The sequence below is a fragment of the Parapedobacter sp. SGR-10 genome, assembly GCF_011030405.1.
GTDB lineage: Bacteria > Bacteroidota > Bacteroidia > Sphingobacteriales > Sphingobacteriaceae > Sphingobacterium.
Map to the genome: position 1 here is coordinate 38,572 of NZ_JAAJTJ010000016.1, position 16,356 is coordinate 54,927.

Annotated in this window: 14 protein-coding genes; 1 reads left to right on the plus strand and 13 read right to left on the minus strand. The window is 42.5% G+C overall.

Translation table 11 applies throughout. The features are described 5' to 3' along the window. The first annotated feature begins 91 nt into the window (after positions 1–91). Positions 92–2,176, plus strand: a complete 2,085-nt coding sequence (locus tag G5B00_RS12010) for a type IA DNA topoisomerase (RefSeq protein ID WP_163875515.1) — start codon at positions 92–94, stop codon at positions 2,174–2,176. A gap of 159 nt (positions 2,177–2,335) precedes the next feature. Here G5B00_RS12010 and G5B00_RS12015 read toward each other — a convergent pair whose 3' ends face one another. The 13 genes from G5B00_RS12015 to arsB all read right to left on the minus strand — a co-directional run bounded on the left by G5B00_RS12015 (position 2,336) and on the right by arsB (position 16,356). Beyond that, positions 2,336–3,163, minus strand: a complete 828-nt coding sequence (locus tag G5B00_RS12015) for an RteC domain-containing protein (RefSeq protein ID WP_028069431.1) — start codon at positions 3,161–3,163, stop codon at positions 2,336–2,338. A 245-nt stretch (positions 3,164–3,408) separates the two neighbouring features. Further along, positions 3,409–5,682, minus strand: a complete 2,274-nt coding sequence (locus tag G5B00_RS12020; protein WP_163875517.1) for a multicopper oxidase family protein — start codon at positions 5,680–5,682, stop codon at positions 3,409–3,411. Between the two features lie 13 nt (positions 5,683–5,695). Next, positions 5,696–6,151, minus strand: coding sequence for a heme-binding domain-containing protein (locus G5B00_RS12025; protein WP_070566710.1), 456 nt, complete (start codon positions 6,149–6,151; stop codon positions 5,696–5,698). A 32-nt stretch (positions 6,152–6,183) separates the two neighbouring features. After that, a complete protein-coding gene (locus tag G5B00_RS12030) occupies positions 6,184–6,603 on the minus strand; it encodes a hypothetical protein (protein ID WP_070566707.1) in 420 nt (139 codons plus the stop codon). 26 nt (positions 6,604–6,629) lie between these two features. Further along, on the minus strand, positions 6,630–7,154 hold the full coding sequence (locus G5B00_RS12035; protein WP_002993268.1) for a DUF305 domain-containing protein: 525 nt from the start codon (positions 7,152–7,154) through the stop codon (positions 6,630–6,632). Between the two features lie 11 nt (positions 7,155–7,165). Continuing rightward, positions 7,166–7,831, minus strand: a complete 666-nt coding sequence (locus G5B00_RS12040; protein WP_163875520.1) for a DUF3347 domain-containing protein — start codon at positions 7,829–7,831, stop codon at positions 7,166–7,168. Between the two features lie 6 nt (positions 7,832–7,837). Continuing rightward, positions 7,838–9,958: a heavy metal translocating P-type ATPase gene (locus G5B00_RS12045; protein ID WP_163875523.1), complete on the minus strand. Its 2,121-nt coding sequence runs from the start codon at positions 9,956–9,958 to the stop codon at positions 7,838–7,840. 18 nt (positions 9,959–9,976) lie between these two features. Further along, positions 9,977–10,282 (minus strand): hypothetical protein, encoded by a 306-nt coding sequence (locus G5B00_RS12050; RefSeq protein ID WP_002981094.1) that lies wholly within the window; start codon positions 10,280–10,282, stop codon positions 9,977–9,979. A gap of 14 nt (positions 10,283–10,296) precedes the next feature. Continuing rightward, positions 10,297–11,178, minus strand: coding sequence for a DUF3347 domain-containing protein (locus tag G5B00_RS12055; RefSeq protein WP_163875526.1), 882 nt, complete (start codon positions 11,176–11,178; stop codon positions 10,297–10,299). Positions 11,179–11,890: 712 nt separating this feature from the next. Next, positions 11,891–12,685: a cation transporter gene (locus G5B00_RS12065; protein ID WP_163875529.1), complete on the minus strand. Its 795-nt coding sequence runs from the start codon at positions 12,683–12,685 to the stop codon at positions 11,891–11,893. Positions 12,686–12,688: 3 nt separating this feature from the next. Then, on the minus strand, positions 12,689–14,860 hold the full coding sequence (locus G5B00_RS12070) for a TonB-dependent receptor (RefSeq protein WP_163875532.1): 2,172 nt from the start codon (positions 14,858–14,860) through the stop codon (positions 12,689–12,691). Between the two features lie 85 nt (positions 14,861–14,945). Beyond that, positions 14,946–15,257: a hypothetical protein gene (locus tag G5B00_RS12075; protein ID WP_163875535.1), complete on the minus strand. Its 312-nt coding sequence runs from the start codon at positions 15,255–15,257 to the stop codon at positions 14,946–14,948. 67 nt (positions 15,258–15,324) lie between these two features. Beyond that, positions 15,325–16,356 (minus strand): ACR3 family arsenite efflux transporter, encoded by a 1,032-nt coding sequence (gene arsB, locus G5B00_RS12080; protein WP_163875538.1) that lies wholly within the window; start codon positions 16,354–16,356, stop codon positions 15,325–15,327.

The window sequence follows — 16,356 nt, forward strand, 5'->3', positions numbered from 1 at the left end:
AACATTTCTCTTTGGAAATCCCCTCTCACAGAAAACGGAGGGGTTTCTCAAAGAGAAATCTAACATTCAACCATTCAAATGAGATAGTATTATGAAAGCAATCATTGCAGAAAAGCCAAGTGTGGCGAGGGAAATAGCTACCCTATTGGGAGCGACCGAAAAACGGGATGGCTACCTCGCAGGGAACGGCTATCAGGTTACGTGGGCATTGGGGCATTTGGTCGGACTGGCGATGCCCGAAGATTACGGGGTGTCGGGCTTCCAAAGGGAAGCCCTGCCCATATTGCCCGACCCTTTTATCCTTACGGTACGGAAGATAAAAAAGGACAAAAGTTATGTTCCCGATAACGGAGCGTTAAAACAGTTGAAGATTATCGAACAGGTCATCGGTAGATGCGATAGTATTATCGTGGCTACTGATGCCGGACGTGAGGGGGAACTCATCTTTAGGTACATCTATGAATACCTAAAATGCCGTAAACCCTTTGAACGTCTATGGATAAGCTCGCTCACAGAAAAGGCAATTAAACAGGGTTTTGACAACCTAAAAGCCGGAAGCGATTTTGATGGGCTATACAGAGCCGGACAAGGAAGGAGCAAAGCCGATTGGCTTGTGGGCATCAATGCCTCGCAGGCGTTGAGCATTTCGGCAGGGCGTGGCGTTTACTCGCTTGGTAGAGTACAAACACCAACGCTTGCCCTTATCTGTAAGCGGTATTTGGAAAACAAAGACTTTGCCGTCAAGAAATACTTTCAAATCCAGTTGGAACACCGTAAAGAATTTGTGGACTTTAAGAGCCTTTCTAAGACCAAATGGGATGACAAAAAACTCGCTGACGATACGCTGAAATCTATTCAGCGTAACGGAACAGCGACCGTTACGGCGGTGGAAACCAAAATGCTGTCGGAGCAACCGCCTTTGCTGTTCGACCTTACGGGATTGCAGAAAGAAGCAAACAAAAGGGCTTCCTACACTGCCGAAGAAACATTGAACATTGCCCAAAGTCTGTATGAAAAGAAGTTTATCACCTACCCCCGTACAGGGAGCAAGTACATCCTCGGAGGTATGTGGTCGGAAATCCCTGCACTGGTAAGAAATTTGGAAGCACGGGCTTCCTGCAAAAAAGCGGTCGGAAAAGTGAAATGGGGTCGTTTCAATAAGCGCATCGTGAATGACGTAAAGGTCACAGACCACCACGGTCTGCTGATTACCGAGAAAATCCCGTCCGAACTGTCCGCACACGAAAATGTTATCTATGATATGATTGCGCACCGCCTACTGGAAACCCTTTCACCTGCCTGTACCAAAGAAATAACCGACATCGGATTGCAGGCTTTACACTATGATTTCACACTGAAAGGATGTAAAGTTACCGAAGCCGGATGGCGTGGCATCAAAGAAAAATTTTTAGATGAGGACAGCGAGCCTGTGCAGGAACTGCCGGAATTAAAGGTCGGCGATGAGCTGAAAATCAAAGAGGCATCCGTACTGGAAAAGAAAACCAAACCGCCTGTGCTTTACACCGAGGCAGGTCTGTTGTCCGCAATGGAAAATGCCGGAAAGGAAACCCATAACGAGGACGAACGGAAAGCCCTAAAAGACATCGGTATCGGTACACCTGCTACAAGAGCCTCTATTATAGAAACGCTTTTTAAGAGGGATTACATTAGGCGTGAAAAGAAATCCCTTATTCCTACCCATAAGGGATTGCAGGTTTACGGGACTGTAAAGGACAAAAAGATTGCCGATGTAGCCATGACCGCCGAATGGGAAATGGCATTGCAGAAAATTGAAAACAACGAGGCGGATGCAGGTGTTTTTCACCGTGAAATGGAAGCCTATGCCACTTCCATTACACGGGAACTTTTGGACACTGGCATTGCCAATGAAAAACAACCGGAACTGACCTGCCCTAAATGCAAGAGCCGTCAGCTATTGATTTGGAACAAGGTTGTAAAATGCCCCGATGAGGCTTGTGGTTGGCTTCAATTCCGTATTGTTTGCGGAGTGCCGTTAAGCCTTGCCGATATAGAAAGTCTTTTGACCAAAGGAAAGACCAACCTTATCAAAGGCATGAAAAGCAATTCGGGCAATAAATTCAATGCCTATATCGTCATGAACGATAAAGCCGAAACCTCCTTTGAGTTTGATAACAGGAAACCAAAAAGGAAATAAATGTTTTGTTTTTTGGACGGCATACAGCGTGAGGGATAGAAGCGACATCCTTTTGCGGTCCTCGCAGATCCGCAAAAGATATAGCGGATAGCCCGACCCGTCTGCATTTTTTTTAGCCTGGGCATGGGGATAAAATGCAGACGGTGGCACGCCCAAAGCCTACTTTTCATCCTGCTCGTCCATTCTCCGTATAAGTTCCTCCCGAAGCGCATCAAGGAATTTAGTACGGTTCATCTTCCGGTTTCTCAGCTCCAAATAGGTCTGATAGAAATTGCCCAAGTCAATGCCAAAGGCACTTTCAAAATATTGGGCTACTTCCCTTATATCATTGTTCCCGTTGTCAAACACGTTTTGATAATGCAGGGCATAAATCAGTTCTATCAACGCCACTTTGCTACCTGTCCATTTCAGCTTCTTTTGGGCTTTCGATTTATTTTTTTTGAATTTGTGATACAACTGGTCTTCGATGTAGACCTGTATCAAATCGTTGGCTATTATCTTGGCGACCTTGTAGTCGTGAGAGGTTGAAAAGGACTGGTCGGACTGGAAATAATAGGTATCCAACCACAGCTTTATATCATGCCTGCCACGAACAAAATATTTCTCGTCAAGGAGCGAGTTATTGCTACGGTAATACTTGTAAAAATCAAGGTTGTTGTCAAAGAACCTCTTTAGCTTTTTCAGTTCTTTGTTGAGGTATTTCCTTATGGGCTTTGCACCATAGGGTTTCTTTGTCTCGATTTTGTAAATGGCGTTGTAGTAAATGAGTTTTGACAGGATTACGGGTTTCTGATATTTAAAAAATCTGATTTCTTCTTCGATGTTCTTAAATCCTCTTTTCAGAACATGTTCTTTTACTTCGGACAGGCATTCGAGAATGAGATGTATAACCGCTTCCATACGTTGTATGGAGCAATCGGCTTCAATTTCTAATTCATTGATTGCTGTTTCCAGTTTATGTAGGGTTTCATTATAGAATTTATTCATCTGTTTATTTTGAAATAGATGTTATTGATTAATACAGAAAAGCTAATACTATTCATATTAGCTTCCTTATGCAATTACGGCAACGTATATCGTGTTGATGATGGAACGATGGAGAGATTTTGTTACATATTTTAATGGTTGTAATTTGATGCAGGCCAATTTTTAGAAAATTTCACCTGCATCAAAAACTGCATTTCATACCGATGTTTCTGCGATTTGCATTTTACAACCTTAATTATTTATTTTTAATAAGTCAAAGCAAGTCCTACGCCAAAACCCATATCACTATCGTAGTGAGTACGTATGCCGATGTTCTTATTAATGATATACCTGAACTCTCCCATATATTCTAAGTCGGTATTCACCATAAAACCTGCTCTTAATCTTTTTGAAATTGGTATATCTTCACGCATTAACTGAAATCTCACAATTCCGTCGTGATATACTTCAGCCTGAAAATTGACGAGCATCGGTAATGTGTACATAAACCCTAAGCTGAACGCTCTCCGAGTATCTTTCTTATTGGTTTGTCCAAATAGGTTCTTTTCGTGTTCATCTTCTCCCATTTTCCGGTAGCGATAATCAAAACCTACAAAGGGCATAAACCACTGCATCTTTCCAATGTAGCGACCTAAATGCGTTTCTATTTCATAGCCATGCATACTATTATAACCTAAACGCCATTCTGTTCCTAATTGATAGCGTGCATTCATCAGCATAGCTTCTCCATCATTACCATTAGTTGCAAAATCGTTTTGTGCCATAAAGTGGGGCATATTACTTTCTCTTTGTAATTCTTTATAGGCTTTTGCCTTATCTGGTAGATAGGGGTTATTGTAATCCCCAACTTCGAAAACCCTATTCATTCCCGCCATCATGTGGTACAGGATATGGCAGTGAAAGAACCAATCGCCCTCCTCATTGGCGGCAAACTCGATGGTGTCCGTTTCCATCGGCATAATGTCAATGATATTTTTCATAGGTGCATTTTCACCTTTGCCGTTCAGTACCCGGAAATCAAATCCATGCAGGTGCATCGGGTGGCGCATCATGGAGTTGTTATAAATAGTGATGCGCAGTACTTCGCCTTTCTTAACGGGTATTTTGTCCGTTTCAGAAAGTATCCTGTTGTCCATGCTCCAAACGTAGCGGTTCATATTTCCGGTAAGGGTAAATTTTATGTCCTTTACGGGCGCATCTTTGGGAAGCGTAGTATTGTAGGGAGATTTGAGCATGGCATAGTTTAAGGTAACAATATCTCCCAAAGCATTTGCATTGTAACGGTTGGGGTCGCTGTCCATATTCATACCCTCGTGCTTGCTATGGTCTGCTTTCTTTCCTGCTTCCCCGGTTATTTCGGGGTACATGACCACGTTCATATCCATTTGGTTCAGGCTCATCTTCATGCCCATATCGTCCAAATCGCCGTTCATCTTCATCATGTCGTTCATCATCTTCATCCCCTCGAAATACTTCAGTCGTGGCAGCGGAGAAATAAGCTGTTTGACACCGTTACCGATAAAGTAGCTCGCCGATTGTGTCCTATCCTCGGTGGTCGCCAAAAACTCATACGCCAATCCGTCTTCGGGGATGGTAATGACCACATCATAGGTTTCCGATACGGCAATGATTAACCTGTCCACTTCGACAGGCTCCACATCGTTACCATCACTGGCGACCACGGTAATCTTACCTCCGGCATAGCGCAGCCAGAAATAGGAAGATGCACCGCCGTTGGATATGCGAAGCCGTACTTTGTCCCCTGCCTTTAAGGTTTTGCCGTCAACCGTTTTTAGCTCCGGTGCATTGCTGCCATTGATAAGGATTTTATCATAATATACATCGCTCACATCCATTGCCAGCATCCGCTTCCACTCATTGGTCACTTTCACGCCAAATTTTCCCTCTTTAATGGCTTCAACGTATGACTGCGTAGCGTTCTTTTTGATAGCCGCCCAATCGTTGGCATTGTGCAGCATCCGGTTGATGTTGTTGGGGTTGTAATTTGTCCATTCGCTTAGGATAAGGGGTACGGTCGGCAAATCGTCAATCCCTTTTCTAAATGTCTTGTCATCCTCCCGTTTCTTCATGATAAAACTTCCGTACATGCCAATCTGCTCCTGCAATCCTGAGTGGGAATGGTACCAGTGCGTACCATGCTGGATAATCGGAAAACGGTAGGTGTAGGTTGTGCCCGGTGCGATGGGTTTTTGTGTAAGCCAGGGCACACCGTCTTCTTTATTGGGCAGGAACACACCATGCCAGTGAAGTGATGTGCTTTCTTTCAATTGGTTGTGCACCACTATTTCGGCAGTGTCGCCCTCGGTAAAGGTAAGGGTGGGCATGGGGATTTGCCCGTTTACGGCAATTGCCCTTTTTTGCTTACCTGCATAGTTGACAAGCGTATCTTTTACATACAGCTCGTAATGCACCACTCTCTGTGCAAACAGCGTTTGCGTGCAAAGCAGTATCAGCACTGTTTGCAAAATTCTTATAGGTATTTTATTATATCTGTTCATGATTTGAAAAATTTTATTTAATGCTGTCTTCCATTGTGCTAAACCACGCTATCAAAACCTGCTTATCCTCCGGTGACAATACTGCATTGCGATGAATTAGTGTGTATGATGACAACGGCATTTCCCCGTCCTTAACCTGCCCGGCCATAGCCCTGAACTTGTTTCGCTGCCTGCGGACAGAATAGTCGCCAAATTCGCTAAAGTTGAGTTCCTCTTTCCCCTTTTTTATATGCTCTGCCATGTACCATGCGCCGGGCTGGATACGGCTGTACCACGGATAATGGGTATTGTTGCTATGGCAGTCATAACAGGACTGAACAAGGATAGCCTTTACATTTTGGGGTACGGCGTACACCCTTTCGATATGGGTGGCTGGCACTTCAACCGCCTGGTTCCGTAAGGGCTGAAAGAACTGTATGGCAATCAGGACGACAGCCAGCCCCAATATGATTTTCTTCTTTATGGTCATAATTATTTTATTGTGGCTTCATCTTTTTGTGTCTACTGTTTTTTCACATACTTGGCATAATTCTCCTTGTTTTCAAAATAAGAAACTTCACCGTTATTTCCTGTCACAGCAATCACCGCATTAGCTTTGTCTACCTGCTTATGGGAATAGGGGTCTATCGCCATCCGCACGGTCGCATCTTTTGGAATACGTTCCTTACACATTTCGCAACATCCGTAATAGGTTTTACCATCAAATTTTACTTCAAACTGCTTTTTGCCGATATAGGCATCGTTGACCATGCAGACTTCATCCGATGGAACCAATTCACCTATTTGGGTAGTATGTCCGTTGCTTTCCGGAGTTGCCTGCGAATGCTGCTGTTCCGCTTCATCCTTATTTGACCCCGCCTGACCGCAAGCGGTGAATAGCAGGGTTAATAAGGAAATAAAGCCAATTATTATTTTGTTCATGTCCAAACTTGTTTTTTTAAATTTTATTATTTACTTTCTTCAAACTCTTTTAGCTTGCGCTTCATTAGTTCAATTTCTTCCGCTTGGGTTTTAAGTATATTTTTTTGCAGCTCTATCAGTTCCGGGTCGGTCAGGTGTGCCTTTTCGGACATCAATATGGCTGCTGCGTGATGGGGTATCATACCCTTTGCAAACTGCTTGTCCCCGACATTGATTTGTTCCCTGATACCAAACCATGAAAAGATGCCAACAGCAACCGAGATGATGGCTATCGCCCAATTCATCTTCCTGTTGGGGTACATTACTTTCATTATCGCTAATTCGATAAGCAGCATTGCCGAGGTCATCAGCAGGGTCATGTACAAATTGTTGATATTGGGTATCAGGTTCTGCCACCCGTCAATCATGGCGTACATGATAAAATACATCACTGCGAACATTGCGACAGCCATCACCGCAAAGCGTTTGTACATGGCCGAAGCATGTTTTGTATTGTGCGTGCCATGCTCCGAGGAATGACCCGCATGGTGACTGTTTTGCATATTTTCCATAACCCTGAATTTTATTTGCTGTTAATTGTTTTTTCCACCTTACCGCAGGTCAGCATTTTAGAACCGTAGTAAGGGTTTTTGATTTCCTTGTTTTCGCTGAACCAAACAGCACCCTTACCGTCATTGAACATCGGGCAATGGTCCTGATACAATGTTTGCGATGTACCGAACAAATCAATCAGGTCTTTCAAATCTTCGCCAAGCGAGGCCAAATGTTCCCGCTGGTGGTGGATGTTGCCGACATTTTCCCCGATATGTTCTGCGTGTTCTTTAGCATCGTCCGCTATGTCCATGTACTTTTTGTGCTTATCGGCAGGAACGGCTTTCATGTCCACTTTATTCAGGGTAGCTAACAGCTTTTTCCCTGAACTGGCGGCAGCTTTGTCATCGTCCGAAACAAGGGCGTTCTTTAAGGACAGATAATCGGTAACTATGGGCGCAATAGAAAAGTTTTTTGCTTCTTCTTTTCCTGTTGCTTTTGCTTCCTGACCGCTCGGAGTTTCACTCACAACGGGCGCAGCTACCGTATCATCCTCTTTTGGTTGGGAAGCTGACTGTTCAAGTGATACAACAGCAGTATCACTTGAAGACTGCTCGTTTTTGTTGGATGCCTGATTGCATGATACTGTTACAAATGCCATGATAACAGCAATGATTGATAATGTTAGATTTTTCATTTTTATTTATTTTTTGATTTTTAAAAAACTTGCGTTAATAGCCACTACAATGGTGCTTACACTCATAAGCACAGCACCCATAGCGGGACTTAAAACAAAATTCGGATAGAGTACGCCTGCCGCAAGCGGTATTGCCACCACGTTGTAGCCAACCGCCCATATCAGGTTCTGTACCATCTTTTTGTAGGTAAGTTTGCCGAAGTCAATCAGTTTGACCACATCCCTCGGGTCGCTGTCTACCAATATGATATCCGCTGTTTCGGCAGCCACGTCCGTACCGGAACCCACGGCAATGCCCACATCTGCCTGTGCCAGTGCAGGTGCATCATTTACACCATCACCAGTCATTGCTACGATTTCGCCTTTTGCCTGAAACTCCTTTACTTTCTCCTGCTTGTTGTGCGGAAGCACATTAGCCAAATACCCGTCCATACCCAATTTTCCGGCTACGGCAGCAGCAATCCTGTCGTTGTCCCCGGTGAGCAGAAAGGACTTGATGCCCATTTTTTTGAGTTCCTCAATCGCCTGTGCCGAACCCTCACGGATGCTGTCTGCCAAAGTAAAGATGCCGATTACCCGGTCATCAATGAGGACAAAGTTGACCGTTTCGGCCTCTTGATTGATTTCGTTTGGAATTTCAGGCAGGGAAAGGTGGTTTTCGGTGAAATAATTCGGGCCGCCAGCTACGACATTTTTCCCGTTCACAACACCTTTAACACCTATGCCCTGCATATAGCTGAAGTTTTCAGACTTCCATAAGGCAAGGCTCTTTTCTTTCAATGTAGCCATAATGCCTTTGGCGATATGGTGTTCCGAATTTTGCTGTACTGCGGCAGCATACTGGATAACCTCATCGGCATTATATTCGTCTGTTAACGGTATAACCTTTTCTACGGCATGGGAACCTTTGGTGAGCGTTCCGGTCTTATCAAAAATGACAGTGGAAAGTTTTCGGGTGGTTTCAAATGCTGTGCGGTTGCGGATGAGCAGACCATTGGTCGCCGATAGCGTTGTGGAAATGGCGACCACCAACGGGATAGCCACGCCCAATGCGTGCGGGCAGGCCGTTACCATTACCGTCACCATTCTTTCAAGCGCAAAGGCAATATCTCCACTGCTTGCATACCAATAGGCAAATGTGCCTATGCCAACGGCAATGGCAATAAAGGTGAGCCATTTGGCAACTTTGTCCGCAAGGTTTTGCGTATTGGACTTAGTAGCTTGTGCCTCCTGCACAAGATTGATAACCCTGTTCAGGTAGCTGTCTTTTCCAACGGCTGTTACCTTAACTTTCAGCGCACCATCGCCATTGATAGAGCCTGCGATGACCTTTCCGTCCTTTTCCTTTTTCACGGGAATACTTTCTCCGGTAAGCATGCTCTCGTTGATATACGAAAGCCCCTCCAGTACCAATCCATCGGCTGGAATTTTTTCACCCGGTTTTATGATAGCCGTTTCACCGCTTTGCAGGTCTTCAAGCTTTATTTTTACCGCTTCTCCGTTTCGCTCCACCGTGACATCGTTAGGCAGCAAAGCAACCAATGATTGCAAAGCCCGTGAAGCAGCCATTTGGGAACGCATTTCCAGCCAATGCCCTAACAGCATGATGTCGATAAGCGTAGCCAGTTCCCAAAAGAAGTCCATGCCCTGCAAGCCAAATACAACGGCTACGGAATAGACATAGGCTACGGATATAGCGATAGCAACAAGTGTCATCATCCCTATGGCTTTGGCGTTCACCTCGCCAATCATTCCCTTTAGGAACGGCAAGCCTCCATAGCTATAAATCACTGTACCCAATGCCAGCAGCACATATTTATCTCCATTGAAAGCAAGGCTGAAACCCAACCATTGCTGTATCATGTGTGACAGGAGCAGGATAGGGATTGTAATGACGAGGCTTATCCAAAAACGAGCGAGAAAATCGCCTGTATGATGCCCCTCATGTTTGTTAAAGCTATCTCTGGCTTGGTTATGATGAGAATGCCCGGAATGCCCATGTCCTGATTTTTGTACATGAGAAACTGAGCTACCGCCAACGGGAACCAGTGCCATGCCACAAAGCGGGCATTTGCCTGGTTCGTCTTTTAGCACCTGCGGGTGCATGGGACACGTGTATTTTTTCATAATAAGGGGTTTTAAAAGTTATGTTGCACTTAATTTTTTTGCCATCTCATGGGTCATTTCTTCGGCATAAGCACCATAGGCATCCACAAGTACGCCTTTATTCTTACCATCATTGGACGATATGGCATAAATCACGGCATTGTTATCAGGACTGCTGTCGAGGCTTTCAAACCTATGGGTTTCCGTAACCGTAAAATCCTCCGGTTTTAGTTTCAGGCTCCTTGACGCACAGTACAGGCAGTCCGGCAACAGACTAAAGTCCATACTGTATCCACGCTGTCTTAGGTCTTTAAGCGCCTGCACCATGTCATTGTACTGTACCATAGCTTTCAGACCTGTTATTTAATGGTTTCGACCGTACTGCCGCAGGTAAGCATCTGTGAGCCGTAATATGGGTTTTTAACAGCATTCTCTTTACTTAGCCAATTGGCTCCCTTACCTCCATTGTACATAGGGCAGTGCTGGTAATAAACGGGAGTATCCTGTTTAGACACTTTGGCCAGTGTGTAGATGCTTCCCGAAAGTGCCGCAAAAGCACTTCTTTGTTTTGCAACATCTTTTGATTTTGAAATGCTTTCCGCATTGGCCGTCAAGTCCTGCATCACTTTCATCCAAGCCGTATGTTCCTCTGCCGATAGCTTATTCATATCGACTGCTTTAAGGGATGCAGCCAATTCAGCGGCTTTGGCAGATGCGGTCGCCGCATCGGTTTTTATCAAAGCATCTTTCACTGAAAAGTAGTTGTCAAATACAGCTTTTAGCTGTGATTGGTTTTGGGCTGCATCTTTGTTAGCGGATGCTGCCATTTGGCCATGGTCGTGATTGCCATGTCCGGCATTCATGTCCATTCCCGCCTCTTTGTTTTTGGCAACCGTCTTCACGGGTCTATCATACTGGCAGCAACCAGCCAGTTTAGCATATACGTCATCCGGCGCACGGAACTTCTCACTGTCATAACCAGCCAAAGCAATACGTTTCAGGATTTCATCCTGATTTGTTTTGTCGCCGTCATAGGTGAGCGTAGCCATCTTGGTATCTTTGTTCCAGTCCACGCTGGCTACCTTTTTTACGTTACCTGCTTTTTCGATGGTGGTTTTGCACATACCACAATTGCCGTAAATCTTTACGGTTTCTGTTTTCGCATTCTTGATTTGTGCGAAGCCGTTTATTGATGATAGTAACACGGCGATTACCATCACTATTTTTGATAATGATTTCATAATAATTACATTTTGAGAAACGGGGGATTGATAAACCCGTTTCTGTTTTAAATTTTAAGTAAATGATACAAATAGGGGATTTGCAAAAGCCGGAACAGCTTCTGACAGGACACACCTATGGCTATCAGGCCATAGTTTTAGCTTATTTTAGGCGGTAGCCAAATGGAGAAAAAGCCCGAAGAATAGTAGGCTTCTTTGAAACCGAATTTTTGCTTTTTAGCTGCTGCTAAGTGATTTTTTGCCTTTAATTCGATTATGGTTGGGACATTTAGGGAAGTGGTTGAAGCACCGCACCTGCAAGAGCTGTGTGAACAGCCGCCCCCGCATTTGTCACTTTTGCATTTTTTACAGGATTTGCCCTTGCAACCTTTTTTATGTTCTGATTTTTTGGATTTCTCCTTTGAGCAGGAAGACTGCTCGGTCTTTGTTGAATTTTTGGAACAGGCATAGCTCTGACTTGGCATCATAAAGAAAACCAAACAGAACAATGTCAAAATGCCTATATGTATTCTATAATTTTTCAACGCAACAAAGTTACAAATTAGATTGGTTTTTTATGTGATTTTTAAGATTTTTTTGCTTATCTGAGCAAAACCACCTATCCACTTTTCCAGGATTTACAAAATACCCTTTTTCGCCAACCACAATAAAAAATTGGCCGGAAAAAGGGCATTTCTAAAACAGCTTGCTTATCACTTGAAAATATAACGACTTATTCTACTAACTTCAATATCCTATATGCCCCTCTTGCCACAATTACAAATACAATTGCTCCGATAATCAAATCGGGGTAGCTTGAATTAAGCCAATGAACCAAGAGACCTGCAACGATAACGCCCGAATTGATAATGACATCGTTCGATGTGAAAATCATACTTGCCTGCATGTGGGCTTCCTTACTTTTGTTCTTTTGTAACAGGTAAAGACAAAGCACATTTGCCATTAGTGCCAAAACTGAAACGATAATCATCGTTTGAAAATCGGGCATCTTTTCAAAACCTAAAAAACGTCTTATTACTTCCACAAAACCGATAACAGCCAACAAGATTTGGAAGTACCCTGCAAATTTGGCTATGTTGTTTTTTCTTGCGACCGTACCCCCTACAGCAAACAGAGCCAAAGCGTAGACGATACTATCGGCAAGCATATCCAAGCTATCCGCTACCAATCCCATTGAGTTGGAAAAAATACCGAACAACATTTCCACTCCAAAGAAAACGAAGTTGATAACCAGTACCATCCAAAGTAGCCTCCGTTGTCTATTGCTTGTATCCGTTTCAATAACTGTACTGCTTGCTTCGGTTGAAATCAACGTTGTATTTAGGTTCAAAGTTTCCAAAGCCGATAAAATCGGCTCTGGGTTTCCTTTATGATAAACGTTCAGCTTTCTGTTTGGAATATCAAATTCCAATGACTTTACCGTATCAAAATCCTGCAATTTCATACGGATTAATTGCTCCTCACTGGGGCAATCCATTTTGGTAATATTGAATATGGTTTTGTTCATATTTTAAAGTTTAAATTTTATTCCACCATTAATTACAAATCCGTCCAACGGTGCATAGATGTCTCTAAAAACAGGGTTGGTTATTGTGCCTGTATAGATGTTGTCAAAACGTGTCTGCCTTGTATCAAGGAAGTTTTCAAAGTTGATATACAAAGAGAACCGTTCCCAAATCTTTTCAGCCATAAAGCCACACATCCAATAGTCCTTTCCAGTTGTACCGTCATTCAACTTTTGAGGGCTGAAATAATAGGCTTCCAAACCAATCTTCCATTTATCCTCTATTTCGTACATCAGTACGGAATTAACACGGTGTTTTGGGGTCAATGGATTTTCGGTACTTGTTCCGTTTTCCAGCAATCGGGTATCGGTAAATGTGTAGCCCAAAAATAGTTTCAAATCATCATAGCCGATTTTCACATTGGTTTCTGTTCCCTTGGTATGGATGTAACCCGATGAATTGATAAACTGATAAGTATTTGTTGCCATATTTTGAAGCAACAATGGATTGTCTAAATAGGTGTAAAAGAATAAATGGTTGATGCTGAACGTCCAGTCATCGCCCATATTCGTGCGGTAATTGATGTCTGCATTTGCACCGTAGCTCTTTTCTAATTTATTGGTATTATCATCAATAGGCATAACGTTTTGATATTGTATGCGTTCGCTTTCTTCGGTAAAAATGGTTGGTGTTTTATACCCAAATCCACCCCCGATGCGTGAAGTCAATCCGTTTGCAATATGGAACAATGCCGATACTCTTGGTAGAAAAACAGCCCCGTAATCCACCACGTAATCCGTTCTTAAACCTGTTTCCAATTGAAACCAGTCCGTAGCCCTAAAAGAATTTTGAACGAAAGCCCCGAATGTCGTTTGATTGTAATCCCTTAACGGAAATGAGGTAATTTGTTTTTCTTTGAAGTTATCCGTCCAAATATTAACACCTGTTATCCATTCAGACTTTTCTTTGCTGTGGGTATAGCTCGCTTCCGTAAAAGTGGCTGTTTGCGTTCCCTCAAACTCGTAATTGGGAATAGCTGTATTACGGTTAAAATAACTTACGCTGTTTTTGACTTGGACAAAACTGTTTTCATTTACTGTATGGTCAAAAACAAATTGTGTGGAATAACGCTGTGTTTTGTTTTCCTCGAAAAACTGGTGTGTGTTGTCCGCTTTGCCCTTTATATAAAGCATGTCGCCACCCAAACGGTTTTCAATGGTGGCGTTGATGCCAAAGTTCATTTTAGTTTTATCATTGAAGTAAACAAATAACTTGGGGTTCAATACATACCTTTCAAATTGGGGAATGGCAGAAAGTCCGATTTGTGCAGGGTCGTAAGCTACGTTTCGGTTGTGCGAAGCGAATATTGTTGTTCCGATTTTATTAAACTTTTGTCCGTAAAAACCGTTGATGTCCAATCCTCTGCCCGATGTTCCGTTTAAATGAAAACGCAAATCCCTTTCTTCCGTTGGTGTCTTGGAAATTAAGTTTACCAAGCCTGCTATTGCTCCACCACCGTACAGCGTAGATGTTGAACCCTTAATAACTTCAACCTGCTTTAAGTCAAGCGGTGGAATTTGCAACAAACCTAACCCACTTGAAGCACCGGAATAAATCGGGAAACCGTCTTTTAAAATTTGCGTATATCGCCCGTCAAGTCCTTGAATACGAATACTTGCATTGGCACTTGTGGGTGAGGTAGTTTGGACATGAATACCTGTACTCTCGCTCAAAAGCATACGAATATCCCCTGCTTTCATATTTCCTTTTTCGTCCAATTCTTCACCTCCGATAAATTCAATACGGGTAGGAATATTTTGTATGCTTCTCGTGCTTCTGGTAGAGGATATGACAATTTCGTCTAACTCCTCTGAACTTTCTTTGAGTAGGATTTCAATAACACTGGTGTCCTTTAATGGAAATTCTAATGTATCAATACGTTCATTGAAGCCTATATAACTAAAATGTATTTCCTGTAATCCATTAGGAATATTGAATAATGTAATTTGTCCGTTCTCGTTAGATGTTGCTCCAATTGAAGTGCCTTTTATAGATGCCGTTACGCCAATTAAAGGTTCTTTCTTTCCACTGCTTTTTACGACAGCGGTTAATGTATTTTGTGCATATACACAAAGGTTTAGTGCCATGAAAAATGACACAATGAGTATTTTTTTCATTGTAAAAATGATGCTTAATGTGAAGAAATAAACAATTACGATGCAAAGCATCGTTACTAACTAACTTGTGCCGAAGCACTATACATTAAGCGATTTGTGGTGGATGCCAAATAGAATAGGGGAAGTCAGAAATAGGTGACGTAGTTATTACTCCTAATTTCTTTTCAGGTAATTGGAAAGAGTTAGCAATTGAAAAATAAAATGACGTTATTACAAACCCCGTACAGGTATTACATTTAGAAAAAGGGGAGCAACAATCCATACCGCAATCATCATTGTCTTGTTCTTGACTGTCTGTTGTTTGTTGTGCGAGGTCAAGGCATTTATCTTCCACAAAGCAAGGTGCTGTTGATAACACCAACACCATTAAAGCTAATATGAATGATAAATATTTCATTATGCAAAGGTAAAAAAAATTAGTTTTCAAATATCTACTCTTGTTTCATCCCTTAAAAATACCTATTCTATGTGTAATACTTTCCCTTTAACCATAAACTTGCTCTTACCAATAATATCAATACCGGAACTTCCACAAGTGGGCCGATAACGCCCACAAATGCCTGTGGTGAATGAATGCCAAAAACAGCTATTGCTACGGCTATTGCCAATTCAAAATTATTTCCTGTGGCTGTAAATGCGATGGATGCGTTTTTGTCGTAAGGAACATTTAAGAATTTGCTGATAAAGAAGCTCACGAAAAACATCAGTACAAAATAGATGATAAGCGGTATAGCTACTTTTACTACATCCATTGGCAACTCCAATATTTTATCACCTTTCAGACTGAACATCAATACTATGGTAAACAATAAAGCATATAATGTAATGGGTGATATTTTGGGAACGAATTTGCGGTTATACCATTCTATACCTTTTGACTTTACAAGTGCGTAACGGCTTATAAAACCTGCTAAGAAAGGAATACCTAAGTATATCAATACGCTTTCGGTTACATCTTTCATTGATACGGTTACGTTGAAATCGGCTAAGCCTAATTTATTGGGCAGAACATTGATGAACAGCCAAACAAAGAAGCTGTACGTCAATATCTGAAAGATACTGTTCAATGCTACCAATAATGCCGTATATTCTCTATTACCCTTTGCCAAGTCACTCCATACGATGACCATTGCGATACACCTTGCCAAGCCAATCAGTATCAGACCTGTCATATAATCCGGTTCGTTCCGTAAGAACAGAACGGCTAAACCGAACATCAATAGTGTGCCGATAACCCAATTCAGCAATAAAGATATGCCGATTACTTTGGTGTTTTTAAGGGCTTTGGGCAACAATGAATAATCCACCTTAGCCAACGGGGGGTACATCATCAATATAAGCCCTATCGCCAAAGGAATATTGGTAGTGCCTGCGGATAAAGCATTTGTAATATTGGAAATGCTCGGGAAGAAATACCCTAATCCTATTCCTGTCGCCATTGCAAGGAATATCCATAACGTTAGGTAACGGTCAAGAAATTTTAGTTTTGGTTGCAT